18 protein-coding genes are annotated in these 25,570 nt (G+C 62.2%); 3 read left to right on the plus strand and 15 right to left on the minus strand.

The annotated features are described in order from the left end of the window. Positions 1 to 6 precede the first annotated feature (6 nt). From FHS92_RS07280 to FHS92_RS07320, 9 genes are all read right to left on the minus strand, one after another. The gene (locus FHS92_RS07280; RefSeq protein ID WP_184079101.1) at positions 7 to 1,227 is read right to left on the minus strand and encodes a helix-turn-helix transcriptional regulator; all 1,221 of its coding nucleotides are present in this window, start codon (positions 1,225 to 1,227) and stop codon (positions 7 to 9) included. A gap of 17 nt (positions 1,228 to 1,244) precedes the next feature. Continuing rightward, positions 1,245 to 2,582 carry an HlyD family type I secretion periplasmic adaptor subunit gene (locus FHS92_RS07285; protein ID WP_246351905.1) on the minus strand — a complete coding sequence of 446 codons (1,338 nt, stop codon included), beginning with the start codon at positions 2,580 to 2,582 and terminating at the stop codon, positions 1,245 to 1,247. Between the two features lie 2 nt (positions 2,583 to 2,584). Further along, positions 2,585 to 4,408 (minus strand): type I secretion system permease/ATPase, encoded by a 1,824-nt coding sequence (locus tag FHS92_RS07290; RefSeq protein WP_221230962.1) that lies wholly within the window; start codon positions 4,406 to 4,408, stop codon positions 2,585 to 2,587. 214 nt (positions 4,409 to 4,622) lie between these two features. Then, positions 4,623 to 5,648: a M23 family metallopeptidase gene (locus FHS92_RS07295; protein ID WP_184079107.1), complete on the minus strand. Its 1,026-nt coding sequence runs from the start codon at positions 5,646 to 5,648 to the stop codon at positions 4,623 to 4,625. Beyond that, complete coding sequence (locus tag FHS92_RS07300) at positions 5,626 to 7,419, minus strand: calcium-binding protein (RefSeq protein ID WP_184079109.1); 1,794 nt, start codon at positions 7,417 to 7,419, stop codon at positions 5,626 to 5,628. The genes FHS92_RS07295 and FHS92_RS07300 overlap by 23 nt, the downstream gene beginning before the upstream one ends. Beyond that, complete coding sequence (locus FHS92_RS07305) at positions 7,416 to 8,168, minus strand: hypothetical protein (RefSeq protein WP_184079111.1); 753 nt, start codon at positions 8,166 to 8,168, stop codon at positions 7,416 to 7,418. The genes FHS92_RS07300 and FHS92_RS07305 overlap by 4 nt, the downstream gene beginning before the upstream one ends. 778 nt (positions 8,169 to 8,946) lie before the next feature. Next, a complete protein-coding gene (locus FHS92_RS07310) occupies positions 8,947 to 11,013 on the minus strand; it encodes a calcium-binding protein (protein WP_184079113.1) in 2,067 nt (688 codons plus the stop codon). A gap of 545 nt (positions 11,014 to 11,558) precedes the next feature. Then, positions 11,559 to 12,503, minus strand: a complete 945-nt coding sequence (locus FHS92_RS07315; RefSeq protein WP_184079115.1) for a ketopantoate reductase family protein — start codon at positions 12,501 to 12,503, stop codon at positions 11,559 to 11,561. Between the two features lie 119 nt (positions 12,504 to 12,622). After that, on the minus strand, positions 12,623 to 13,381 hold the full coding sequence (locus tag FHS92_RS07320; protein WP_184079117.1) for a glutathione S-transferase family protein: 759 nt from the start codon (positions 13,379 to 13,381) through the stop codon (positions 12,623 to 12,625). 193 nt (positions 13,382 to 13,574) lie between these two features. Between FHS92_RS07320 and FHS92_RS07325 the strand changes: the two genes are divergently transcribed. Beyond that, a complete protein-coding gene (locus tag FHS92_RS07325) occupies positions 13,575 to 14,270 on the plus strand; it encodes a CDP-alcohol phosphatidyltransferase family protein (RefSeq protein WP_184079119.1) in 696 nt (231 codons plus the stop codon). A gap of 34 nt (positions 14,271 to 14,304) precedes the next feature. On the opposite strand, the gene FHS92_RS07330 is transcribed toward FHS92_RS07325, so the two are convergent. The 4 genes from FHS92_RS07330 to FHS92_RS07345 all read right to left on the minus strand — a co-directional run bounded on the left by FHS92_RS07330 (position 14,305) and on the right by FHS92_RS07345 (position 18,619). Beyond that, positions 14,305 to 15,513 (minus strand): PQQ-dependent sugar dehydrogenase, encoded by a 1,209-nt coding sequence (locus FHS92_RS07330; protein ID WP_246351860.1) that lies wholly within the window; start codon positions 15,511 to 15,513, stop codon positions 14,305 to 14,307. Positions 15,514 to 15,630: 117 nt separating this feature from the next. Next, a complete protein-coding gene (locus tag FHS92_RS07335; RefSeq protein ID WP_184079121.1) occupies positions 15,631 to 17,661 on the minus strand; it encodes a response regulator in 2,031 nt (676 codons plus the stop codon). A 67-nt stretch (positions 17,662 to 17,728) separates the two neighbouring features. Further along, the gene (locus tag FHS92_RS07340) at positions 17,729 to 18,091 is read right to left on the minus strand and encodes a PRC-barrel domain-containing protein (RefSeq protein WP_184079123.1); all 363 of its coding nucleotides are present in this window, start codon (positions 18,089 to 18,091) and stop codon (positions 17,729 to 17,731) included. A 75-nt stretch (positions 18,092 to 18,166) separates the two neighbouring features. Then, positions 18,167 to 18,619: a PA2169 family four-helix-bundle protein gene (locus tag FHS92_RS07345; protein WP_184079125.1), complete on the minus strand. Its 453-nt coding sequence runs from the start codon at positions 18,617 to 18,619 to the stop codon at positions 18,167 to 18,169. A gap of 672 nt (positions 18,620 to 19,291) precedes the next feature. Between FHS92_RS07345 and FHS92_RS07350 the strand changes: the two genes are divergently transcribed. Continuing rightward, positions 19,292 to 20,809 (plus strand): amino acid permease, encoded by a 1,518-nt coding sequence (locus FHS92_RS07350; protein WP_184079127.1) that lies wholly within the window; start codon positions 19,292 to 19,294, stop codon positions 20,807 to 20,809. A 96-nt stretch (positions 20,810 to 20,905) separates the two neighbouring features. On the opposite strand, the gene FHS92_RS07355 is transcribed toward FHS92_RS07350, so the two are convergent. After that, positions 20,906 to 21,865 (minus strand): alpha/beta hydrolase, encoded by a 960-nt coding sequence (locus FHS92_RS07355; RefSeq protein WP_184079129.1) that lies wholly within the window; start codon positions 21,863 to 21,865, stop codon positions 20,906 to 20,908. Between the two features lie 98 nt (positions 21,866 to 21,963). Next, on the minus strand, positions 21,964 to 23,157 hold the full coding sequence (locus tag FHS92_RS07360; RefSeq protein ID WP_184079131.1) for a PepSY-associated TM helix domain-containing protein: 1,194 nt from the start codon (positions 23,155 to 23,157) through the stop codon (positions 21,964 to 21,966). A 177-nt stretch (positions 23,158 to 23,334) separates the two neighbouring features. Here FHS92_RS07360 and FHS92_RS07365 point away from each other — a divergent pair, with 177 nt between their 5' ends. Further along, positions 23,335 to 25,566, plus strand: a complete 2,232-nt coding sequence (locus tag FHS92_RS07365) for a TonB-dependent siderophore receptor (protein WP_184079133.1) — start codon at positions 23,335 to 23,337, stop codon at positions 25,564 to 25,566. The last annotated feature ends 4 nt before the right edge of the window (positions 25,567 to 25,570 follow it).

The following is a 25,570-nucleotide window of genomic DNA, read 5'->3' on the forward strand; positions in this document are numbered from 1 at the left end:
TGTCTTTCAGAACGCGTTTATCTGCTGCGCGTGAGCCACATGCGCGGATGGAACGGTGCGCAGCGGAGGGGCCAGCGAAGCAAACAGCATGCCGAGTTCGAGCTGGCTGTTTATGCCCAGCTTTGCATAGATGCGCTTCATATACGTCTTTGCCGTCTGCTCCGTGATGCCGAGCTGGATCGCGGCCAGCGCGGACGATCCGGTTTTCACGATCGCGCTGACGAAGCGCGCTTCGGACGGAATGAGTCCATAGAGGCTGACCAGACGCGCGGCGAGCGTCAGCATATCGTTCTGGGGCAGGATAACCAGCACCGCGCGGTTCCCTTCCAGCCCCTGTCGCCCCGCGACCGGCCGCAAGACGATTACTTCCTCATCGCCATCGTCGCGCGGCAGCAGCAGATAACGGTCATTCTCTTCGTCGACGCGCGGCGGGGTCGAGATGACATCACTGATCGTCTCGCGCAGCAGTGCTGTGTTGGCCTGCATGCGGGACGCCAGCATATTGCCTCCGTTGCGGATCAGCAGACGCCGTTCGGCCAGGATCATTTCCGCACGGTAATTGGTCCAGAAGACCTGCGCCTGCCCATTCACCAGGATCAGCGCCGGAGCGAGTTCATCGACCATGCCCTCCAGAATCCGCAGACGCCGTTCACGCCGCGAATAATCGTTATAGGTGATGGCGCAGTGCCCCAACACGCGCAGTGCCAGCGACAAGCGCCGCCGGTTGACCTTGTTCTCGATCGGCCCGCGCCAGCCGATCAGAACCCAGAGCACGCCCTCACTCGACACTTCGGCACGGCCTGCCGCCAGTGCGGAGAGATGCTTCATCCACGGCAGGTTGGCAACCTCGGCCACCTCCTTCGGATCAACCATCGCGAGCCGCGATCCGTCAAAATCGCCGTTGCCCACATTGACCTCCAACCAGGCGCGCAGGCTATCCACATTCATGAACGTAAGGTCCGACTGGCTGCACCCGGAGGAAAAGATGATGCCGCGCACATTGGGATTGGCAACGTTCAGCACGCCCACACAACTGTCGCCCCCCGACAGCTCGACCGCCGCTTTCCATACACCCGCGATCGGGCTGCCGTTCACGCTGACTTGCGGATTGCCATTGGGCGGCAGGGGTCGGGGCGGTTGCCGTTCGCCCCTCCGCCGCTCTCCCGCCGACGCACGCGGAACGTCGCCGAGAACGTCCTGCCCTGCTGCTGCCGTCACGTCTGACATAGTCCCCCCTGTTTTCATTAATTTTCGCGGAACGACTTGCGGAAACTGTCGGTCAACGGCTGGAACAGGTAAGAAAACAACGACCTCTTACCCAGGATGATGTACGTATCCGTCGGCATGCCCGACAGCAGCTTGACGTTGAGCCCCTCCAACCGGCGGGGATCGTCCAGTTCGATCTGCACGGCGTAATAAGGCTGCGCCCCAGCCTCACCCGGCACGATCGCGTCTTGCGATACGGATATGACATGCCCCATCAGCATCGGCACCTGCCGACCACTATAAGGCAGCAGTCGAACTTCGGTCGGCAGGCCGACGACGACATTCTCGATATCGGTCGGCCGGACTCGCGCGGTAATCAGGAACTGCTGGCGATCCGGGACGATGTCCATCACCGGCTCGCCCGGCCGCACCACGCCGCCGACCGTTGTGTAACGCAACTGCACCACCTGTCCGTCCGCCGGGGCCAGAATGGTGCGCCGCTGGTTGACATCCGACGCCGATTTGAGTTTCTCACGCACCTCGGCCAGCTGCATCTGCACATCGCGCAGGCGCGACTGGGATTCGTCCCGGCGTTCGCTGGTAATCGCGGCAATCCGTGCTGACGCTTCGAGCATCGACCGACGGGCGCGCAGCACCTGACCGGTCAGGCTGCCGATCTGGCCTTCCACTCCGGCCACGGTGCGTTGCAGTTCCAGCAGGCGAGACCGGCGCTCCAGCTGCTCACTGACGAGCTGCTGCACCGAGACGAGCTCGCCACGGAGCAGCTCAAGCTGGGCACGCTGGGCCGCAATCTGCGCTTCGAGGCTGCCGATCTCGGCCTGCGCCTGTGACGCGGTCGCCCGCAGCACCTCGACCTGCCCGGAGAGCGACGCCTGCCGCGCGGCATTGAGCGAGCGCTGGTTCGTCATGATGTCCTGCACGCCATCGCCGCCCTTTTGCAATTCGTCTCCGAAAACGAGCGCGCCGCCCCTGAGCTCGGCTTCAAGCCGCTGCTTCTCGGCCAGCAGCGAGAAATACTCGGAGCGCGCCGCGGCCGCCGCCGCGCCGGACTGCACGGTGTCGAGGCGCATGAGCGGCTGGCCCTTGCGGACACGCATATTCTCACGGACCAAAATCTCGCTGACGATCCCGCCTTCCAGATGCTGCACGGTGCGGCGGCGGCCTTCGACCTCCACGACGCCGGGTGCGATGGCGGCCTTGCTCAACGGAGCCACGAAGCCCCAAAGCGTGAGTAGAGCGAGGAAGCCGAGCAGGACGAGCCCGCCCACCTTGAGCGCGTGGGATATTCCGGGCGTCGCACCGAACGGGGCGGTGTCGGCATGGTCGATGCCGCTCTGGTCGGTCAGCAACAGCATTTTCACGCTGCGACCTCCTTCGTATCGCCTTCATCTTCTTCGTTCGCCGGCGCCTCTTCAACAACCGCAGCAACGATTGCCCGTTCGGGGCGCGCGGCGTGGGGGCCGACCACCTTTGGTTCCTTGGCGGCCGTCCGGTTTTCACGCATGACCTCTTCGACCGGGCCGAACGCGCGGACCATGCCATTCTGCAGGACCAGCAGCTTGTCGACATGCGAGATCAACGCCTGACGATGGGTCACGACGATGGTCGTCACCCGCGCAGTGCGGAGCCGCTCCAGGGCCGATTTCAGCGCCTGATCACCCTGTGTATCGAGGTTGGAATTAGGCTCGTCGAGCACCACCAGCCGGGGCTGACCAAACAGCGCGCGGGCGAGGCCCACCTGTTGGCGCTGGCCGCCGGACAGCAGCAGGCCGCCTTCCCCGATTTCGGTGTCATAGCCATTGGGCAGGTTGAGGATCATCTGATGGCACCCGGCCATGCGCGCCGCACGGATGATCTGGCTATCCTCGCATTCGGTAAAGCGGGCGACGTTCTCGGCAACCGTGCCGCTGAACAGTTCGACGTCCTGCGGCAGATAGCCGATATGCCGCCCCAGGTCCTCACGCCGCCATTTGGATACATCCATGCCGTCGAGCCTGACCGCGCCCTGCGTTGGCCGTAAAATGCCGAGGATGATGCGGGACAGGGTCGTCTTGCCCGACGCCGCCGGTCCAACAATGGCGAGATGCTCGCCCGGCTCCAGCTCGAACCCTACTCCGCGCAGGATCGGCGACGGATAGCCGGGGAGCGCCATCGTCACGCTTCCCACCGCGATATGCCCCTTGGGCGTCGGCAGATCGGTTTCGGTCGACCGCAGGGCCGGCAGCCGGAAAAAGGCCTGGAGATGCTCATAGATCTCACGGATCTGCATCAGCGAGCGCCAGTGCACGAACATCGATTCCATCGGGGACAGCAGGCGGCTCATGACAATGGACCCCGCCATCATCGCGCCGCCGGTCATCTCCTGATTGAGCACAAGCAGCGCCGCCACGGCGTACAGCAGGATCTGGAGGATCGAGCGCGTGAAGCGCGTGAAGCTGACCAGCGTCGCGTTGCGGCGATGAACATCGTCCTGCAGTCGCAGTTCGCGGTACATGACGCGCGACCAGCGCTTGGTGACTTCCGGCGACATTCCCATGCTGTCGATCACCTCGGCATTGCGCATGATGGCGTCGCCGTCACGGAGGACCTGACCGCTGACGGCCGCCGCCGCGCGGATTTCCCCGTTGCTGAACTTCTCGTTGGCGTAAGCGAGGCCGAACAGGGCGACCATGCCGATCAGCGACACGAAACCCAACCAGGGATGAATGAGAAACGCGATGAGGAGATAGATCGGCATCCAGGGGATATCAAGCATCGCAGGGACGCCGGGGCCACCCACGAAGCCGCGCAGCTGCGACACTTCACGGATGATTTCGGTGCGCAACTGGTTGTCGACAAGGCGGCGCTCGATGGAGCGGGCCAGAACGTCAGGCCCCAGCCGCTGCATCAGCCATGCGCCCATCCGTCCCAGCACCAAATTCCGGACACCATCAAGGAAGGACGCCGTCGCAAGGGCCAGAACCCCAGCAATCGCCAGAAAAAATAACGTATCCAGGTTCCGGCTCGACAGGACCCTGTCGAACACCTGCATTGTATACAGCGGGAGGGTTATTCCCAATATGTTTATGGCGCCGGACAGAGCCAGCATAACCCCCAAGTAACGTCTAACCGGCTGTAAAGCCGTGGCCAACAGGTCATACCCCCCCGTTGCGCCCGCATTCTTCAAATGTCGTTCGCGCACGCGATCCTCCCTCGCAAACAGGGATAATCCATTAAACCGTGGGGAATTTTTTTATGTATCGAGGACTACTGATGCAGCTCTCGACCTTTGCGACTCGCCCCGCAGATGAATAGGACATCAATTTTAACTTGTCTTGTCAACTTCCAAGGAACTGGATTCAGTACTTCTGGAGCATCCCACAGTCCCAAATAGAGACACGGAAGCGCATTCTGTGTCAGCGAATCATTGCCGTTTCAAGACTGCGGGACACATGCACCTCTCCCATGATTTTATCCTTACGAATCAATGAATAAGACCCCCGATAGACACCCGGAGCCCACCCCGTGGCGGGTCTGCGCACCGCGGCATACCCCACCCGTTGAAGACTGGGTTCTTTAATGCTGTTTTTCGACTCTAAAATAAGTCCCCCATCGGGGGCATATATTCTGAAGATTTCAATATCTTCGGAGCGAATCCCGGAAATCATGCCCCAGATCAGTAACATGTCTTTATTTTGCAGATGCGAAGACCGATCTGTCTTCTGATAGGCTTCCAGCGCGGCCTGTGGCGAGTCGGCAAAGTCTGCCGAAAGAATCTCGGTATGCTTGTAAGTTAGCGACCGGACGGCAGCCGGTGACCACAGCCCGGGGGTGGAAATGGCGCATCCTTCGCTGCTCGCAGATGCGAAAGGATCAACCGCTTTCCCGGCATGGCGTATTTCGAAGTGCAGATGCGCAAACTCGGCATTACCGGACATCCCGATGGCGCCCAGTACCGTCCCCGCTACGACTCGTGTGCCCGGAATGACTTGCACGCTGCCCTGCTTGAGGTGGCTGTATTGTGTTTCCCACCCGCCGTCGTGACGAATCACCACGGCATTGCCCGCCATTCGATCACGAACGGGCGGCGCCGCAGGGTCCTTTACGGAAATGTCGGGCACGCCGTCCCGCACCCGTGCCACCACCCCCGGCGCGGCGGCCAAGACCTTTACGTTGAGGCCAAAATCCCAGGGCCGTCGTAGGCGGAAATCGGTGCCGTCATGCCCGTCGGTCGTCAGCGCGCCGCATCGGTAGTCGAGCCTTTCCGGTCCCGGATCACGGTCCACATATTTCTGAATGCTGCAATCGCGCTCCATGTCGCAATCGACCGGCAGCGCGAGAACGAGTGGAGCGCGGGGACCGCCCTGCGCATCGGCCACCGAAGGCCCCGCGCACAGCAAAACCGTCAGCAGCAGGCCGTCAGCTGAACGAGACCATGTCATAGCCGCCCGCTCCCTGGCTCAGGGCATTCAGGTCATCGACGCTGTCGACCCCGAGCGCGGCGAATCCGCCGCCCGTCAGCGAGGCGATGACCACGCCGGTATCGCCGATCATCAGGTGAATATCGGTGCCGTCGTCGACAATGCGGAGTTGCTCCATGTCGAACTGGGCGGGATCATCGACTTGCAGGACGACGCGGTCGAAATCGACAAAGCTGAAATCGGTGATGAGGTCGACGCCGTCATCGTCACCGCCCACATGGATCACAAAGATGTCGCGGCCCGCGCCACCAGTCAGCGTATCGTTGCCGATCCCACCTTCGAGCCGGTCGTTGCCGTCTTCGCCGAAAAGCGCGTCATCGCCGCCATCGCCGAAGAGCGCGTCATTACCGGCCGCGCCATACAGGCCGTCCTCGCCGCTGCCGCCTTCCAGGCCGTCATTGCCCGCGCCGCCGTCCAGAAAATCGTCGTCGTCGTCGCCCATCAGCCAGTCGTCTCCCGCATCTCCGAAGAGATCGTCAGCCCCGGCGCCGCCTTCCAGATCATCATCACCGTCGCCACCGCTGATGCTGTCCGCAGCGAGGCCACCCCAGATCGTGTCATTCCCTTCTACACCAAAAAGGGCGTCAAATCCATCCTCGCCGCGGATGATGTCCGCGCCTGTGCCACCATGGACCACATCGTCACCGTCACCACCGGCGATCTGGTCGTCGCCCGCGCCGCCGAACAGGCTGTCAGCACCACCGTCGCCGAAGAGAAAATCGTCGCCCGCCTCCCCGTCAATCAGGTCGTCGCCCGCGCCGCCGGAGACGCTGTCACTCTCGGAGGCTCCATAAAGACTGTCGTTTCCTTCGCCGCCGTCGATGCTGTCGACGCCGTCGCCACCATCGATCAGGTCGTTGCCAGCCCCGCCGGAAAGCACGTCATCGTCTGCCCCGCCCTGGATATAGTCGTGGCCTTCGCCTCCGGTGATGCTGTCCGCGCCGCCATCGCCGCGCAGGTCGTCGGGTCCCTCGCCGCCGTCGATCGCATCGGCGCCCATGCCGCCGTCAATGCGGTCGGAACCGCCGCCCCCGGACAGAATGTCGGCTCCGTCGTCTCCGTACAGCAGGTCAGCGCCGCCGCCCGCGACGACACGATCGTCGCCGCTGCCGCCGTGGATGACATTGTCGCCGTCGCCCGCATTGATGACGTCGTTCCCCGCATCGCCGTAAAGGCTGTCATTGCCGCCGTCCGCACCGATCGTGTCGTTGCCCGCACCGCCGCGAATGCGGTCGTTGCCGCCTTCGCCGAGCAGCAGGTCATCACCCGCTCCGCCCCAGATTTCATCGTCTCCCATGCCGCCGCGAATCTGGTCATTACCCGCGCCGCCGCTCAGGAAATCGTTCCCTGCCCCGCCGTAAAGAACGTCGTTTCCTTCGTCGCCGGACAGGCTGTCATCACCCCCGCCGCCCCACATCAGGTCGTTGCCATTACCGCCGTGGAGGTCATCATCCTCGTCGCCCGCACTGTCCAGGCCATGCAGAAGGCTGATGTTCGATCCGTCGAAGTCGTCGCCGATCAGCGTGTCGTCGCCGTCGCCACCCTCCAGCCGGTCACCCGTGCCGCCCTGGCCGTTGGAATAGCCGATGATAAGATCATTGCCTTCATCGCCGAGCAGGCGGTTCTGCTCAAATGTACCGAGCAGGATGTCGTTGCCCGCCCCGCCCCGCGCATTGTCCGGCATGCCCGAGCCATAGAGATCGATCCGCTCATCCGCCTCCGTGCCGATCATCTGCGCGCCAACGATGACGACGCCAGACGGCAGAGGCGCGGCCGGATCGCCGGGCTGAGTGCCGGGCAGCAGGCGCGGACGCCCGTCGCCATGGGAGCCGCCGCCGCGTCCAGGTCCGTCGTCCTGGCCAGAGCCTGTGCCGCCCGAGCCGCCTCCGCCAGTCCCACCGCCGGTGCCCGTACCGCCGCTTGATCCACCCCCGGTACCACCTCCACTGGAGCCGTCGCCGCCAGTGCCAGTCCCGCCATCGGAGCCTGAGCCGCTACTCCCACCGCCAGAGCCTGTGCCGGAGCCGGAGCCGTCCGTGCCACTGCCCGAGCCGGTTCCACCACCGCCGGAATCCTGCCCGCCGGAACCTCCGCCAGTGCCGCCCCCAGTACCGCCGCTTCCCCCGCCTCCGGCGCCACCGCCGCTGGAGCCGTCACCGCCACTCCCACTACCGGAACTTCCGTCGGAGCCGCTGCCGGAACCGGTGCCACCCGAGCCACCGCCCGAATTGCTTCCATTCCCGTCCCCACCTGGGGACCCCGAACCGCCGGTTCCGTCGCCGCCGCCACTGCCGCCTGCGCCGCTTCCCCCGCTATTTCCACTGCCGCCGGCGTTTCCACCGCTTCCGGTATCGCCAGGATCGAGGCGGGGTCGACCGTCGCCGCTATCGCTCCCGCCTGTGCCGCCATGGCCGGGATCGGAGGAGCCTGGATCCGATGAGCCGCCGCCGGGGGTCGATCCGCCATTGCCCGATGAGCCATTCCCTGGGTCCGTGGGATCCGTCGGTCCGACCGGATCGGTAGGATCCGTCGGATCGGTGGGATCAACAGGATCGGTCGGGTTATTGGGGTCGGTCGGATCCCCAGCGGCATTGGGCTTGCCGCCACTGCCTGAACCGCTGTTGAAGTTCAGGCTGAAGAATGGGCGCGCAGGCTGAACCGGCGTGACGGCACCTGGCCCTCCACGCAACGATCCCCCTTCTGCTGGCCGCAAACTGAACATCGCCTTTCCACTCCCCAGACACGGAGCGACTCGCACGGGCGAGTCTCCTTATGGGGGTGGTGACCGATTCGATTTGTCCGATATGCCCCCATTGGGGGTCATGTGGTTCCTGAACAGTCCGCAAAACCCTCATAAATGAAGCGGATGCGCCCCTGATGTGCCAGTATGGGGCTATTTGTGGCGGAGACAGACTCAAAACGGGGACAGATATGTAATCCAGCGCCCACAAAGCATAGGGTTGGGTTGATGCGGGCAGCGATTTGCACGGGGTGCGCCCGCAGCAGACGGGCTGGGCGAGTTGGGGTTGCGGGAGAGCGGGCTTGCGCACAAAGCTTGCCACACTCGCTATCGCAGCCTGTTTAGGGCGGGACCACCCCGCCTTGCCGCCGCATCAGGCGGGCCGACGGCTCCGGCAACAGTCCCGGCGGATTGCCCCGCTTCCACCTGCTGCATCGGGCGCAAAAAGAAGGGGGCGCTTTCGCGCCCCCTCCAGCAATTTGCAAAGCCCCCAGGGAAAAGGGCTATGCGGGTCGTCGATTAGACGAACTGGATCACGTCGTAGCCAGCATTGCCCTGGCTGAACGCATTGACGTCCGCGACGCTGTCGAACTGGAGAACCGCGAACGATCCGCCGGTGAGGCCTTCGATCACAACCGACTCGGTTCCGAAGGTCAGCGTGGTGTCCGTCCCGTTGTCGGTGACCGTGATCAGGTTCTGGTTGAACGTGAGCGGGTCAGCCACATCGATCTGCACCGTGTCACGGTTCGCCAGGCTGAGGTCGACGATCGTATCCGAACCGTCGTCATCCGCGAAGGAGAAGCCGAACACGTCACGGCCAAAGCCACCGGCGAGGACGTCATCGCCGTTGCCGCCGTCGATGAAGTCATCGCCACGGCCACCGGAGATGTCGTCGTCGCCGTCGTCACCCCACAGGCTGTCGTTGTCCAGCCCGCCGTCGAGAACGTCGTCGCCGTCACCACCGCCGATTTGGTCTTCACCCGTGCCGCCGGAAACATAATCGTTCCCGTCGTCGCCTTCGAGCGTGTCGTTACCGGCTGCGCCATAAACGCTGTCATTGCCAGCGTCGCCGTAGAAGGCGTCGTTGCCATTTTCACCGTTCATCCAGTCGGCTCCGTTGCCGCCTTCGGCATAGTCGTCGCCATTGCCGCCGAGCAGCGAGTCGTTGCCGTCTTCGCCGAACAGGTCGTCGTCGCCATCGTCACCGTAAATGGTGTCGTTGCCGGCGCCGCCGAACAGACCATTGACGAGGCCGACTTCGCCGTCATCGCCTTCATTACCGTGGATCAGGTCGTTGCCGTCACCACCGTAGACGTCGTCGTTGCCTTCGTTGCCGTTCAGCTGGTCGTCACCGCCATTGCCTTCGATATAGTCGTTGCCGGTGCCGCCGTTGCCGAAGTCGTCACCCGCCCCACCATACAGAAAGTCATTCTCGGCATCGCCATACAGCTCGTCATTCTCGGTCCCGCCGAGCAGCGTGTCGCTGCCGTCCGCACCGTTCAGGACGTCCTTGCCTTCATCGCCCGACACATAGTCGTCGCCCGCGCCGGCCTGTGCGAAGTCGGCACCTGCTCCACCAAAGAGCGTGTCGTTGCCGGTGTCGCCACGCAGATCGTCGTTGCCGTCGTTGCCGAAGAGCAGGTCGTTGCCGAGCTGGCCGTCGATGCGGTCGTCACCCGCGCCACCGAACAGGGTGTCGTTGCCACCCGCATCGGTGTCAACGCCGTCTTCCTGACCGTCATTGCCGATGTCGCCACCGGGAGCGTCGTTGCCATCGTCACCGAAGATCGTGTCGTTGCCGTCGTTGCCCTCAACAAGGTCGTTGCCCTGACCGCCGCGCTGCACGTCGTCGCCATTGCCGCCGACCAGAGAATCGTTGCCGGCCGAACCGCGCTGGTTGTCGTTGCCGTCACCACCGGTCAGATAGTCGTCGCCGTCGTTGCCGTACTGCCAGTCATTGCCGGTGCCGCCATCGAGATAGTCCTGGCCTGATCCACCGCTCTGGGTGTCATTGCCCGAGTCGCCATAGAGCTCGTCGTTGTCTTCGTTGCCAGCCTGGGCATCATTGCCCGAACCACCATAGATGGTGTCGTTGCCCGTTCCACCGGTTTCGGTGTCGTTGCCGCCGTTACCGTAGATCAGGTCGTTGCCGGCCTCGCCATCGAGCTGGTCGTTGCCGTCATAGAGGTTTTCGACCGGCGAAATGCCGTTGACGGCGGGGTTGATTTCGTCGCCGACGATGACGTCATTGCCGGCACCGCCCTTGATGAAGTCCTGACCGCTGGCGATGCGGGTGGCTTCGGTGCCGGGCAGGGTGCTGGACCCCGTCCCGCCAACCAGCGTGTCGTTGCCGTCATTGCCTTCGATGCTGTTCTGGTTGAAGTTGCCCATCACGAAGTCATTGCCTGCACCGGCACGCGCGTTGGCGGGCAGGTGTGCAGCCGAAGAGGGCTCACGCAGGTTGATGACGTCGTTGAGGTCGGTCCCGATGATCCACGGCGTCGCCGGCGGCGGCGCGGGGGTCGTTGTCGGGGGTGGGGGAAGGGAAGGACCAGAGCCTCCCTCGGGTAAACGTGTACGTGCCATTAGAATTCTCCCATACAGCCTGCTCGCCACCAGGAGGGGGGCGCAGGCAAAGCACGACAGGGCGGGTATCGCCATGTCAGCGGGTAGAATCACCGGATCGCGGTTTTGAATATATCCCCAGCCGGGGACCCTCAGGTTTTAGAAACGGGGGCCTGTATCTTGTCCCATTCAGGGACATGTTGAACAGCGGAACGAAGCGCTATTAACGGCCCAGAGCCGCGCTTTTTGCACGGCCCCTCAGCGGGATAGACCGCTATTCTGTGCAAACCAAATCCGATGAGCCGTGCTTTCCCCGCCATGAGTGCCTGCTGCTGCGATGCGAAAATTGGGCCGCAAGAGCGCATGCCGCGGGCGTTGTGGAAACCCTTGACGAACCGGACGATGGCGGAGCTTCTGCCGGACAGCGCGTTGGCCAATCATGTCGCCCGGCGGGTTAGCGTTCAGGGACAAGATAAACGCCTCGACAGAGGCGTTAGGTCGCTATTTCCTTTGCTACACATGGTGCGCAAACGCGAACTTCACGGCCATCGGCGTCGCCGCAACCCTCATCTTCTGGCTTCCTCGATGCGTCCCGAACGCAGCGCCTCCATCCGCGGAAGCGGAACGCCGAAGCTATTGTCCATAAAGTCGTAGTAGACCTGAAGGATCTCCTGTGGCTTCGTGTGCCCCTCCGTCATGGCCCGCAGACCGACATTTGATCGAAATGCCCATGTAATCAGGTATTGTCCGATCCAAGCAGGAAGATAGAAAGGAAGGAGCTCGGGGTGCTTCCGTACGTCGACACCGCGTACGGCCAGAACCTTGGCCGCTTCGCGCACATTGTAGATCATTTGCTTCGCCTGCCCGGGATCGGTCATGACAGCGCCAACCGAACCCGCGCGCAGCACCTGTGCAGACATACCCGCATGGGTAACGAAATGAACCCAAAGCCAATCGCGAAAATTGCGATGGTCGCTGATGCGCCACCCTGCGTCGCGGAATAATTGCCTGGCTTGCAGCTCGCGCGCGCTGGGCGCTTTACCAAAGGTTCCAAACACCACGGCGTTGAAGATGGCGCCACGCAGAACATTGTCGGCATCGACTCCTCCCCCGGCAAGGGGGAAACCCCATGCCAGCTGATCCTGCGGCAGACAGGCGGCCGCCTTTTGCGGATCGTCCCAGAATTGGGTCAATATGAGAATGGTGGCGTCACTGGCGCGTGTGGACAGAAATTGCGCAGCGCTCTCGAACTGGTGATGATTAACACCCAAAAAAATCAGGTCATAATCGTGATTGCTCGGCAGGTCGTCTCGCAAATGCGTGCGCAAGGTTTCAACGATGTGCCGATGCTTCTTCTTCTGTCGAAGATCAAAAATATCCAAACCTACTTCGGCAGGGAACTGCTCGATACGGCCGGGACGCACATAAAAGTCGATGTGGTGACCCATTTTCCCGAACGCCCAGCCATACAGCATGGTCATGACACCGCGACCGAACATCAATATTTTCATGTTGCCCCTACCCACTCTCACAGACGCATCGCGGGCCGTCAGGTCGACCACTCGTCACGGCTTGAATGTCCCGCCGTACCCGTCAACGTGTGGCCGACCCCACCTTCATGGCCGCAGGTTTATTTCGGGGCGGCGCTGGGCAGGCCGATGCCGAAATCGGGCAACTGCTTCGCACCGGCTTCGCGTCCGAAATAGGCATTAAAGGCTTCGGGATTCGTCCGGTTGGTCTCGATGAACTCCGCCATATCCTGCTGATAGCCCCGAACTTTTGTATAGACGCTGCCCACCGCGGGACGAACCTCCACCCGCGCATGCCAAGCACTGAGCGAAGGGTAGTCGTCCCAGGCATAGCCCATCGAGTTCATCCAGTGCAGCCAAGGATAGATAGCGATATCCGCAACACTATAGTGCTCACCGGCAAAATAGGAACGGTCGCGAATCCGTCCCTCCAGCACGTCCATGACGCGATTGGCCTGTCGCTGATACCGCTTTCCGGCGTAGGTATCGGTCTCGCTCGGATGCAGATAGAAATGATGGTGCTGACCGAGCATGGGCCCGACCCATGCCACTTGCGCGACGAGCCATTTGAGCGTTTCCCAGCGCGCCGGTCCCGACATCGGCAACAGCGCCTGACCATAGGTTTCGGCAAGGTAGATCAGAATGGCGCCGGATTCAAAAATGGGCTGATCCGGCCCGGCGCCGTCGGGGTCGATAAGAACCGGATATTTGCCGATGGGGTTCATCGCCAGAAATTCCGGGGAGTACTGCTGCAACCGGAAGGTATCGACCTTGTGCGCTCGATAAGGGAGGCCCAGCTCCTCAAGCAAAATCTGAACCTTTATCGCGTTGGGCGATACCAATCCCCACAGCTCGATCATGCTTTGTCCCCTCTCGATATTATGTCACTTCATGCCTCTTTATTCATTTACTGACAATATGCGAATGCGGAGATTATGGCTTGGCTGCTTGCCGGGCTTTGCCAAGCCGCCGTTCTTTGCGACCGGTGGTTCTGGACATTTGCCGCGCGGGCTCGGATAAGTGCCGGTCTTCCCTTCCATAACAGGATGGGCGATGGCTGGCCTGGCGAGGACGAAGGAAAAGCGTATCAAGCGTATTCAGGAGAACGTCCTAGCGCGTTCGGAACGCAGGCTGCTCGACTGGCTGTGCGCGCGGATGCCCGGCTGGGTAGTGCCGGACATGCTGACGGCGGTCGGCATGCTGGGTGCGCTGGTTGTTTTTGCGGGCTATGTGTGCAGCAATCTGGGCGATGGCTGGCTGTGGGCAAGCATCCTTGGCTATGTAGTCCAGTGGTTCGGCGACTCGATGGACGGCAGTCTGGCGCGCTTTCGCCGGATCGAGCGGCCACGCTACGGCTATTTTCTCGATCACAGCTGTGATGGGCTGGCGACGACGCTGGTGGTGGTCGGTATCGGCCTCAGTCATTATGTGCTGCTCGAGGTGGCGTTCATTGCGCTGGCCGGTTACCTGCTGCTGTCGATCCACGCGTTTCTGCTGGTCCGGGTCTTGGGAGAGATGAAGCTCTCCTATGCCTTTGCCGGGCCGACCGAGCTGCGGCTGGTGTTGATCGCTTTGACCCTGGCCATGATCTTTGCCGGGTCACAGCCGGTCCTGTTCGACACCTTGACATGGTTCGATCTGATCGTCGGTTCGATCGGCGCGCTTTTGATCGTGTTTTTCATCGGCCAGACGGTCATCACGGCGCGCCGCCTCGCGCTGGAAGAGCCCGCACGACGCCCGGAGCGCTGATCGCGAGCTGGCCTGAACGCGCCCCCGAGCCCCGTTACTTCCTTGGGGTCACGCGCAGCAAACGGCCATTCTGGCGGTCCTCGATCACCCAGAGCGCACCGTCGGGCGTAACCTCGACATCGCGGATCCGTTGTCCCATGTCCCACCGCTCGGCCTCCCGCGCGTTGCCGCGCCCGTCAAAGGCGATCCGGACGAGCGCGCGGCTCGATAGCCCCCCGGTAAAGGCCGATCCCCGCCACGCTGGAAACAGGCGACCGGCGTAAAAGGTCAGCCCTCCCGGGGATATGACCGGTGTCCAGGAGACGACGGGGCGCTCCAGTTCCGGCCGCGTGTCCGGCCGGGGGATGGGCACGCCGTTATAATTGATACCGTTCGACACCAGCGGCCAGCCATAATTCTTTCCCGGCTTGATGAGGTTGAGCTCGTCGCCGCCGCGCGGTCCCATCTCGATGCTCCACAATGCCCCACGCGCGTCGAACGCGAGCCCGGTGGGATTGCGGTGGCCCATGCTCCACATCTCGGACGGGCTGAGGTTGGGACGAGCGAGCCTCACCTTTCGACCGGCGACAGTCTGGGCCGCAGCGCTATCCTCCGGGGGATCGATAACGGTCACTGTGTCGGCGCCAAGCTTCCCCGCCATCGGGTTCCCCGGCGCAGGCTTGCCGTCAAGCGTCAGGCGCAGGATCTTGCCCGTAGCCTGATCGGGATCCTGCGCGGGCGTAAAACGCTGGCGCTCGCCCACGGCGAGGAACAACGATGTGCCGGAGGGATCGAATGTGATAATCCCGCCAAGCTGCCCGCCCTTGCCAGGCGGCACCTGCCTCCAGATGACGCGCACCCCGCGCAGCGCATTGCCGACCAGCTCCGCCCGCGCCAGGGCCAACCCCGTTCCCCCCGCGCTCGGTTCCGCATAGGTCAGGTAGATCGTCCGATCGCGCGCAAAACGGGGAGAGGGAACCACGTCAAGCAGGCCTTGCTGGCCGCCATAATAGACTTTTGGCACGCCGCCGATTTGCTGCTTCGCGCCGGTCGGCGTCACACGGAACAGGCGTCCGGGCTTTTCGGTCACCAGCAAGCTCCCGTTGGGGAGCGCGGCGATGCGCCAGGGGAAATTGAATGTCGCAACCGGCTGCACCACAAAGGATCGGCCACTGTTTCCGGTCTGCCGCTCTGCATTATCCGCGGCTACAGCGGGTGTCCCCGCGAGCGCGATACACGCCAATGTCCAGAATCGCATGCTCATCACTCCCATTCGCGACGGTTCTTCCACGTCGATCGATACTGTCGATACGCCTGAGCTTCGGGGTCGGGTCCAAACTCTGTGCAATCGCCGCGACCGAGCGGCCGACGGGACGACGCTCTAGGTCCGATGTCGCCCATGCGCGACCCGGCTGACCGCATCCAGCAACTGGTCGGCGCTGAACGGCTTTGCGAGGATTGGAGCATCGACGCCGGACGCGGCCAGCGCTTCGGTGTCGGAAAAGCCGGATATGACCAATGCTTTCACGTCGTGCCGAATTGCGCGGGCGCGGCGCAGTACCTCCGCACCATTCATCCCTGGCATCGCGAAATCGACGATGACAAGGTCGAAGGGTTCCTCCGCCAGTGCGGCCAGAGCGGTCCCTCCGTGCGTCACGGAATCAACCGCATGACCGGCAGCTTCGAGCAGCCCGGTGATGGTCGCGCGGACCGCCGGTTCGTCGTCGACCACCAGCAAGCGCAAGGGAGTCTGCTCGGTCGCCCCCTCCGCCAAAGCGCCATTCGCCACCTGGGCGTGCGGAACGGCACATCCCGGCAGTCGGATGGAAATGGTTGTGCCCGCTCCAGGAGTACTGTCGATATCGATTTTTCCGCCGGACTGCTCGACCACGCCCAGTACCTGCGCAAGGCCGAGACCGGTTCCGCGACCCACCGGCTTCGTCGTAAAGAACGGTTCCAGCGCCCTGCGGCGCGTCTCGGCGTCCATGCCGACGCCCTGGTCCACCATCCGGAACAGCACATCCGGCGGACCGACGGCGGCGGTGCCATCGGCCGGTGCAATCGACAGGGTGATGGTCGAGCCCGGGGGAGACGCATCGCGCCCATTGATCGCCAGATTGAGGAGCGCGAGCTCCAGCTGATTTGCGTCGCTGGAAACGCCTTCGACGCGCGGGTCCACCACGACGTCAAAGTGATGATCGTTGCCGAACGCCCGCTCGACAAGACCGGCAAGGTCGTTGGCTAACGGATGGACATCGACCGGACCGATCTGCAGGTGCTGCCGCCGCGAGAAGGTGAGGAGTTGCCCTGTCAGCTTGGCCGCCCGCTCCGCCGAGGCCAGCGCACCGGCGGCCAGCCTGCGCCCGCGCTCATCCAGTGTTTCGCGCCGACGCAGCTGGTCGAGAGCTCCGACGATCGGCGTAAGCAGATTGTTGAAATCATGGGCGATGCCACCTGTCAACTGACCCAGCGCCTCCAGCTTTTGCGCTTGCTGCAAGCGTTCGTTCACCCGCCGCGCGGCGTTGAGCTGGCGCACGGCAAAGCCGATCAGCAGACCCGCCAGCACCAGCGACAGCAGTCCCGCAACCGTCAGGGACGCCATGAACTGTCGCGCGGGCGCATCAATGTACGTCGAGCTAAGCGCAACATGGGCCGTCCACCCTGTCCGGTTCGACCGCGCAAACGCCGTATAATTCTTGAACCCTTCCAGCGTGAGCCCGCGATAGAGGCCACCCTTCCGGCCAGAAAATACGGCCTGACGCAGATAGGTTGACCCGAGCGAGCCAAAGCGGCGTTCATTGTCGAGACTGCGGGCGATAAACCGTCCGCGCGGCCCGTTGAACGCAGAAACCTCGTAGCTTTCCCCGGTATGGGGGAGCAGACGGAGGAAAAGGGTCGAGTCTGTAAGAAGAGTGAAAAGAAGGGGCTTCCCCACAGCGTCGGTCGTCGCAAGCTCGAACATGAGGCACAAACATCCGTCGCCCCGAGCGTAGCCGACAAACACGGGGCGCATAGCGTTTCGACCATCAGCGATGCGTGTGAGCCGCTTCGGTTGAGCTCCTGTCTCCAGCATAAGCTCGTCCGGACGCCGGACGGAAAGGCCTCTCATGTCCGTATTGAACGCGGCAAGTTCGTCAAAGCGCGCTGCCAGCCTGGGCCAGTTGTCGGTCTTGGTGGCGTTTGCAGTCGCCAGGACCTGAAGAATCGTGGCAATGCGTCCGAATTCCCCATCGGCCGCGGCAATCAGCTGCTCCGCCTTGGCCCTCGCTTGCGCTTCGGTCGTGCGGCGCTTTTCCTGCGCGGCAAACCCCGCCTGAAAAATCACGAAAAGAACCAGCGGCACCAGTGCGGCCGATGCGATCAACCAGATCGAGCGCCGCCAGGGATAAGCTGTTCCAGGATCTTTTGTCATCGTTGCCGCATCGATAGCGGATCAGCAACAATCTGGCGAGTTGGTAGCGGAAGAAAACGCGCGCGGTTCAGGAAATGGCTGTGGGCGCCGTACCGTAATAGCTTGAGACCCGATCGGCGTAGGACTGATCGAACTCGGGCGCGTTGTTTGACCAGCTCGGCCCACCTTCCAGCAGGCGACGATCGATGGTGACGACATAATCGTCCTGCGTGGCGTCATAGGCCAGCAGGCTGAACGGGACGGGATAATAGCTTTTGTTCATGCCGAGAAACCCGCCAAGGCTGAGGACCGCATAGGTCGCATGCCCGGATCGTTTATCGACCATCATCGCCTTGATATGGCCCAGATTGTCCCCATCACGGGTGCGCACCTTCAGGCCGGAAATATCCGCTTCGACCAGCTTGGGATTGGTTTCGGATATTTCTGTCATGATGATTGTCCTTGTCGTCAGATGGCATAGGCCGACCGGACCGATGCGGTGCGCACCGGTCCGGCCGACTGGAGGTCAGGCGCCCATCGAATGCTTGAGCGCACTCATTTCGTCATGCCCGGCGCGAACCGACTGCCACGCTTCCTCGACCGCTGCGCGGCCAGTGGGAGAAAGCTCCGTTTCGGCAAGTGCGGTTTCGAACTTGCCCTTAAGGTAATCCTCGCCGCGCTCGATCTCGCTTACAATGGCTTTGTCATCGCGACTCATCACCGCTTCCTTCAGGCTCTGGAACACGCGATGCGCTCCACCGAGCAATGTGCCGTCATCCTCGGGGTTGCCACCGGCTGCGGCCACGGCGGCCTGAAGCTTGGTAACAGTGGACTGGCGCTCGCGCGCCCGGGAGTTAAACTTTTCGGCCAGCGCACTGTTGTCGACGTCGCCCGCGGATTTCTGATATCCATCAACGCTGTCCAGCAGAGTGGCGATCAGCGTGTTGAGGACGCTGACTTCCTTCGTGTTCGTAATCATGGGAAATTCCTTGCGTGGTGTTGGGGGGTGCCGCTTAAACGCGTGCTTGCAGAGGGCGTTCCGTCATCCGCCGCAAACCCTCGCGATAATCGGGCGGCCGATCCGCGATCTCCCGCGGAGAGAACCGTCGAGGCCGGGCCGTTCGCTGCTTGGCGACGCTGTCCCGCTCTACGCCCCCCTTGGGCAGTTCTTGCGGGCGCCGAGCCAGCGGCGTTTGGTGCGTGGGAGAAACGGGTACGGGATGCTGACTCGCTATCTACTGCATTGTGCTAGTTATGCTTTTTGCCCAAACACCCACTGGGTGCCGAACAGGAGCTTTCTGCGACGACAGCTTCTGCCTTTTGCACAGCTAATGGTGAAATACAGAGCTGCCCCCGCGACAGCAGACGCCGGAACGGTAAGCATGGCGAGCATGCAAAAGGCTCAGCGGTTGTTCACATCGGGACGCGTCAAGTTACTCTTCCAACATGCTATCCCGCTCCGGGTGTTCATCTTGCCCTCCCCACAAATGAACGGCTGCTCTTGGCAACGCAATCATGGGTAGTGAAGCGAATATGCCTTGGAATGCCCAACCGTTGGCCTGATCCCGACAGAGAGAGAACCGTTCCCCCGCGCATTTTCTCCATGACTGTGTAGTCTTGTGGGGCAGCTCAGCAGCGGAGAACATCGCAGATGGCAACCGATCCCAATCGCCTCTTCCTTCGCAAGTCCCTCGACTCTGTCCGCCGTGACAGCAGCGAGACCGGCTTGCGGCGGCATCTTGGGCCGATCCAGCTGGTATTGCTCGGCATCGGCTGCATCATCGGGGCGGGCGTCTATGTCATGACGGGGACGGCGGCCGCCAATTATGCTGGCCCCGCCGTGGTGCTGTCCTTTGGCATTGCGGGTCTCGCTTGTGCGTTCACCGGGCTGTGTTACGCCGAACTGTCGTCCGTCCTGCCCGTGTCAGGGGCGTCCTACACCTATGCCTATGCGGCCCTGGGTGAGGTGTTCGCCTGGGCGCTGGGCTGGATGCTGATGCTGGAGTTCGGGCTGGCCGGGGCGGCGCTCGCTGTTGGCTTTTCCGGATATCTGCAGAGCCTGCTTGCGGATTTCGGGATCACCATACCGGCCATGCTCGCCGCACCGACCCTGCAGAGCGAAATGGGCCCCGATGGCCTGATGTTCGAAGCAGGCGCGTCGATCAATCTGCTGGCGCTGATCAGCTTGGGTGTCGCCAGCCTGATCCTCGTACGCGGTATCGCGCATTCCGCCGCTGTCAACACGCTGCTTGTAGTCATCAAGCTCGGCGTCCTGCTTGGCTTCGTCGCGGTGGGCAGCCGGCACATCGACACTGCCAATCTGACGCCGTTCATTCCCGCCAATGAGGGTGGTTTTCGCTATGGGGTTCCCGGCATCTTCCGTGCAGCCTCGGTGCTGTTTTTCGCCTATCTGGGGTTCGAGGCGGTGGCGACTGCGGCTTCGGAAGCGCGCAAGCCGCAGCGCGACGTGCCGATCGGCATCCTGGGTGCGCTATTCGTAAGCACGCTGGTCTATGCGGCGGTGGCGTTTGTGATGACCGGGCTGGTCTCCTATCGCACGCTCAACGTGGCCGATCCCATCGCCATTGCCGTTGAGGCAATCGGCATGCCGGTTTTCGCTATGGCCATCAAAATCGGTGCGTTGACGGGGTTGGGTTCGGTCCTCTTGGTCAACACCTATGGTCAGTCCCGCATCTGCCTTGCCATGGCCAGCGACCGTCTGATCCCCGGCCGGTTCGCTGCATTGCATGCCCGCTTTGCGACGCCGGCTTTCGGTACCTTCGTACTGGCGGGAATATCAGGATTGGCGGCCGCGCTCCTGCCGATCACCCTGCTGGCCGATCTCGTCAGCATCGGTACAGCCTTCGTGTTCGTGGTGGTGGCGATCAGCGTGATGTGGCTACGCACCAGGCATCCTGACCTACCCCGGCCGTTCCGCGTGCCGCTGGGCGGAATATGGGTGCGGGGCATCTGGATTGGGACGGTACCCGTGCTGGCCATTCTGTTGTGTCTGACGATGATGGGACCTGTGCTGGCCGACATTTTCAGCAAAGCCATCCACGGCGAATGGATCCCTATGGCGATCCTGCTGATTTACATCGTCATTGGGATACTGATCTATGCGCTTTACGGATCGCGCCATTCGCGCGCGCGCGCCGAAGCACTTTGACGATCGTAGAAGCGTTGTATCCGCTAGGGTGAGGGGCGCCGCCCGGCGACGCGATCTGGTCAACAATCTCCAGCACATGTCCCTCGAACGGCGTGGTCATGCCGCAAGGATCCGGGCCAGCCAGTCGGAGGCATCGGCAAGGGCACGGTCCGCCAAGGGGGAAATGCTCACCGCTTCGAGAAAACTGTGCGTTGCGCCGGTGTAGATTTCCGCCGTCACATCCACCCCCGCCTCGATCAGCCGCTCGGTCAGGGCAATATTTTCGTCCAGCAGGATATCGCATTGGGCAATGCACTGAAAAACGGGAGGCAAGTCCCGCACATCCGCACGCAGCGGCCGGGCGAGAGGATTTGCAACGATATCGATATCGCCCAGATAGTTGGTCCAGAAATCCATCATTTCCGGCACGTTGAGCATATAGGCGTCGCCGCCGTAGCGGTCGTGCGAAGGTCGAACGTCGGTATCGAATGCTCCATAATTGAGCAAAATCGCACGGATCCAGTCCTGGGACTGATCCCGTAACCGCAGGGCGGTCGCCAGAGCGAGATTGGCTCCGGCCGAGTCGCCGCCGATCGCCATCCGGTTGGGGTCCAGTCCGTGGTCTTGCCCGTGTGCCCGCACCCAGTGCAGTGCCGTCTCGCACTCGTCCAGCGCCGTCGGGAACTGGGCTTCCGGCGAAAGGCTGTAGTCGATCCCGAGAACCGCACAGCCACTGCGCGCCGCATATTCCCGCATCAGCCGGTCGTGCGTATCGATACTGAAGAGCGTCCATCCTCCGCCATGCAGATACAGCAGAACGGGCGCATCACGCGCGTCAGTAGGCCGATGGAGCCGGGCGCGACTAGGCTTTGGTCCAAGCGTGATGTCGACGCTGCTGGCCATGGTCGGCCCCCCGGCCGTCCACCGGGTGCGCACCTTTTCCGCGATGCGTCGCCGCTCAATGACATCCGTCGGCAGCGGATCTGCTAACGCACTGTAGTCGGCCGCAACCTGATCCAGAAATGTGCGGATATCCGGATCGACATCATCGAAGCTCTCCGGCAGCGTCTCGGCCATCTGACATTCTCCCAAGGAGCACAACTGCTCACCCGTTCATGCCCGGCTGGCGCTGGTGACGCCCCCGAGGGCGGGTCGAAAATTGTCCCGCGCGGGCATCACCCGGCTTCCGCTCGCCGCGCTTGCGCCCTTTTGGACGCGACGCGGGAGCGCCGCTTTTTCCACCAGACATAGCAGCCGGTACCACTCATCAGGAGGGTCGCGAGGCCGAGGACGAAGACAACAGCCTGCGTCACCGCCCCGCCAACGTCTCCGCTGTGCAGAGGGTAAAGGATGCGGATCATCACCAGTCCTGCACTGTCGGTATAGGGGTTGACCTCATGCGCAAAGCGGCCGGTCCGTGCATCGAAATAATAATAAATCGGTCCGAGCTTTTGATAATTGAGCAGACCGTCATGGGTGAAGGTCACGCCATAGAGGTTCCATTCCGGTTTGTAGAGCAGAGTTGCAGGTTGCCACTCCAACCGTGCCTTCCCAGCCTGCTTTTCCGCTAGCGTCAACGCGTCCCGATAGGCCAGCGTCGGGGTTGCTCCGTTGGGAAAGGGCGCGGGCCGATCGAACAGGCTGCGCTTGAGGGGCGACAGCTGTGTAACGGTCGGCTCGTACGCTTCGGTGTAGAGATTGAGTGCAACCGATGTGGCGGCAAGCACCGTAACTCCACCCAGCAACCACAACCCACTGGCCCGATGAAGATCGAGCAGCAGTCGCGCCGGCGAACTCGCGAACCGGAATTGCCACATCCGCTTCCATGTGCGCCAATAGGGGCGTTTGAGTGGCCAGGTAAGGTACACCCCCACGAAATTGCTGACCAGCCAGCCCAAAGCGACAGCAGCCATGAACCATTGCCCCCAGACGCCCGCGAGCAGATCGGCGTGAAACTGCGCGACGGCGGGCATCAGCCCGCGCCGGTTCCAGGCCGGTGCCGTATCGCGCGTTCCCACGATTTCGCCTGTGCCGCCATCGAGAAAAACGGTGTCGTAGGGCGGAGCAGGCGTCCCCGGTTTGGGGTTAACCGAGACGGGGATGTTCCGGTCCGCAGCCACATGCAGGGGGAAGCCGACCACCTGGACCGTTGGCGTGCTGCGTTCAAACCGTTCCACTGCTGTGACAGGATCAACCGACTTCGCCTCCCCCCGCACAAACAGGTCAGCGTTCAGCGCTTCGTCCAGAGGTTGGTCGAACACAAGCAGGCATCCTGTGAGTGCCGCAAGGGACAGAAAAAGCATCGTGACGAGTCCGATATAACGGTGAACCGCCATCCACATTTCGCGCTGCCCGGTCCGCACAGTCATTCTTCTCCTTTGGTCGCGGTACGATTACGTCGCACGGGAGAGCCGTTACCGAAAGGCGCATTGTGGACGCATGGCCGAAACGGAATAGTATCAGACCCGAATCCGAAATTGGCCTGACCGCATCAATGGTATTTATTGCAGTGCGATAAAAAACATCCACAGGGAAGGTGAAGCACCATGAATCTATATAAGGGAAATTCCTATCGACTTGGCCGGAAGGCCGCGCTGCTTTCCGGAGCGGTATTCGCACTGATGTCCACAGCCTACGCGCAGGACACGGCGCCGCAGGCTGCCGGAATCGAAACGACCCGGTCCACGATCGACGGCGAGGACGCAATTATTGTGACCGCGCCCAATTATGTGGCGTCGGGCAGCATGACGGCGACCAAGTCCGCGATCCCGCTGATCGAAACGCCACAATCGGTCTCTGTGATTACCCGTGACCAGATCGACCTGTTGAACTTCATCGATGCGCAGCAGGCGGTTCGCTACACGGCCGGTGTGTTCGGGGAGAATTACGGCCCGGACCTTCGCTTCGACTTTCTGACCGTGCGCGGCTTCACCCCCAAGCAGTATATCGACGGTCTCGCCGCGCCTGTATCGACATCGATCCTGAGCGTGGGCGTCGACCTCTATGCCTTTCAATCGTTCGATATATTGAAGGGCCCGGCATCGGTCCTCTACGGCAATTCACCTCCGGGCGGCCTTTACAACCAGACCAGCCGCCGCGCGAGCAACGAGTTCGATGGTGAGATCGGCGTCAAATACGGCACGGACGACTACAAGCAGATCGCCGGTACGGTAACGGGTCCGGTCAACGATGGATTGAGCGTGCGTTTCACCGGGCTTTACCGCGACCGCGACGCGGAGCGCGACAATGTGAAAGCGGAACGCCTCTTCGCCGCGCCGACGGCTACATGGGACATCGGGCCGGATACGAAGCTAACCGGCCTGCTCTATTATCAATATGACAAGGTGCAGGGCGACACCAACGGCTTCCTGCCGGTCTATGGCACCCTGCTTCCCAACCCCCTGGGCCGCATTTCGCGCAGCACGAACCTCGGCGACCCGTCCAACGTGTACCAACGCCGCCAGTTTGCCGCGGGCTATGACTTCTCGCACAACTTTGGCGACATCTCCTTCCACTCCAACACTAAATGGAGCGAATACAAGGAACGGACGCCAACCGGCGTTTATGGCAGCGGTGGCCTCATCGATAATAACTTCGACGGCGTACCGGACGATTATCGTACCGTGCTGCAGTCGAACTTCACCTATAAGGAAGATGTCTTCAGCTTTGCGACCGACAACCGGTTCGAAGCCAATCTGAATACCGGCGCGATTAAGCATAATCTGATCGCAGGTATCGATTATCGCAACGTCTACAGCAACGCTGCCTATGCCTTCATTTTCGGCACAGGAACGATTGACCTGTTCAATCCGGCGACCACACCGCTGAGCGGCGCTGGCCTCAACCCGGGCTATCCTACCCGCTTCAACACGCAGCGCCTTAAGCAGACGGGCGTATACGCCCAGGATCATGTCAGCATTGGGTCGCTTCATCTAACGCTGAGTGGGCGTTACGACTGGGTGAAAAGCCGCTATCTACCGCCCTTTGCGGCGGTGACGGTCGTGGCGCCGGTGACCGACGTCAAGCAGCACAAGTTCACCTACCGCGCAGGCGCCAACTATGTGTTCGACAACGGCTTCGCACCTTACGTCAGCTATGCGACGTCCTTCGAGCCGGTGCTGGGCACCGATTCCATCACGGGCGACCCGTTCAAGCCGAGTTCGGGCAAACAGTGGGAGGGCGGCGTCAAATATGACGCGCGCGGCCTGGGCGAGGGAATTAAGCTGTTCGTGACAGCGGCAGTGTTCCAGATCAAGCAGACCAATGTCGTCAGCACGTCGCCGAGTGTATCGCCGGTGTTTGGCACGCAGAGCGGCGAGGTCGAGGTCAAGGGCGGCGAACTGGAGTTCGTTGCACGTATCCGCGACCAGATTTCGATCAACGGCTCCTATTGCTACAACCACAGCGAGGTGTTGAAGAGCAACACGGCGGTCGAAGTCGGCGCGCCTTTGCCTACGACACCAAAGCACAAGGCGTCGCTGTTCGTGGACTATACTTTCCAGAAGGGCGGTCTCGGCGGTCTCGGCTTCGGGTTTGGCGGACGTTACACCAGCAGCAGCGCGGGCAGCCTGCCGGGATTTTTCAACCCGGTCGTCTATTATGGCGAATCGGCCACCCTGTTCGACGCGATCGTTCATTACGACACGCCAGGCTGGCGCTTTGCGGTCAACGGATCGAACATCTTTGACAAGGTCTATGTTGCGCGCTGTTCGGGTCCGGCTGGCTGTACCTATGGCGCCGGACGTCAGGTTATCGGCACTGTCACAAAGAAGTTCTGATCGA

Source organism: Sphingobium subterraneum, assembly GCF_014199435.1.
In the GTDB taxonomy this organism is placed as follows: domain Bacteria; phylum Pseudomonadota; class Alphaproteobacteria; order Sphingomonadales; family Sphingomonadaceae; genus Sphingobium; species Sphingobium subterraneum.

Excerpts from the sequence above, each read along its gene's own strand:
- FHS92_RS07280 (WP_184079101.1), bottom strand. The coding sequence starts at position 1,227 with ATGTCAGACGTGACGGCAGCAGCAGGGCAGGACGTTCTCGGCGACGTT.
- FHS92_RS07285 (WP_246351905.1), bottom strand. The coding sequence starts at position 2,582 with ATGCTGTTGCTGACCGACCAGAGCGGCATCGACCATGCCGACACCGCC.
- FHS92_RS07295 (WP_184079107.1), bottom strand. The coding sequence starts at position 5,648 with ATGACATGGTCTCGTTCAGCTGACGGCCTGCTGCTGACGGTTTTGCTG.
- FHS92_RS07300 (WP_184079109.1), bottom strand. The coding sequence starts at position 7,419 with ATGATCGGCACGGAGGCGGATGAGCGGATCGATCTCTATGGCTCGGGC.
- FHS92_RS07305 (WP_184079111.1), bottom strand. The coding sequence starts at position 8,168 with ATGGCTCATCGGGCAATGGCGGATCGACCCCCGGCGGCGGCTCATCGG.
- FHS92_RS07310 (WP_184079113.1), bottom strand. The coding sequence starts at position 11,013 with ATGGCACGTACACGTTTACCCGAGGGAGGCTCTGGTCCTTCCCTTCCC.
- FHS92_RS07315 (WP_184079115.1), bottom strand. The coding sequence starts at position 12,503 with ATGAAAATATTGATGTTCGGTCGCGGTGTCATGACCATGCTGTATGGC.
- FHS92_RS07320 (WP_184079117.1), bottom strand. The coding sequence starts at position 13,381 with ATGATCGAGCTGTGGGGATTGGTATCGCCCAACGCGATAAAGGTTCAG.
- FHS92_RS07325 (WP_184079119.1), top strand. The coding sequence starts at position 13,575 with ATGGCTGGCCTGGCGAGGACGAAGGAAAAGCGTATCAAGCGTATTCAG.
- FHS92_RS07330 (WP_246351860.1), bottom strand. The coding sequence starts at position 15,513 with ATGAGCATGCGATTCTGGACATTGGCGTGTATCGCGCTCGCGGGGACA.
- FHS92_RS07335 (WP_184079121.1), bottom strand. The coding sequence starts at position 17,661 with ATGACAAAAGATCCTGGAACAGCTTATCCCTGGCGGCGCTCGATCTGG.
- FHS92_RS07340 (WP_184079123.1), bottom strand. The coding sequence starts at position 18,091 with ATGACAGAAATATCCGAAACCAATCCCAAGCTGGTCGAAGCGGATATT.
- FHS92_RS07345 (WP_184079125.1), bottom strand. The coding sequence starts at position 18,619 with ATGATTACGAACACGAAGGAAGTCAGCGTCCTCAACACGCTGATCGCC.
- FHS92_RS07350 (WP_184079127.1), top strand. The coding sequence starts at position 19,292 with ATGGCAACCGATCCCAATCGCCTCTTCCTTCGCAAGTCCCTCGACTCT.
- FHS92_RS07355 (WP_184079129.1), bottom strand. The coding sequence starts at position 21,865 with ATGGCCGAGACGCTGCCGGAGAGCTTCGATGATGTCGATCCGGATATC.
- FHS92_RS07360 (WP_184079131.1), bottom strand. The coding sequence starts at position 23,157 with ATGACTGTGCGGACCGGGCAGCGCGAAATGTGGATGGCGGTTCACCGT.
- FHS92_RS07365 (WP_184079133.1), top strand. The coding sequence starts at position 23,335 with ATGAATCTATATAAGGGAAATTCCTATCGACTTGGCCGGAAGGCCGCG.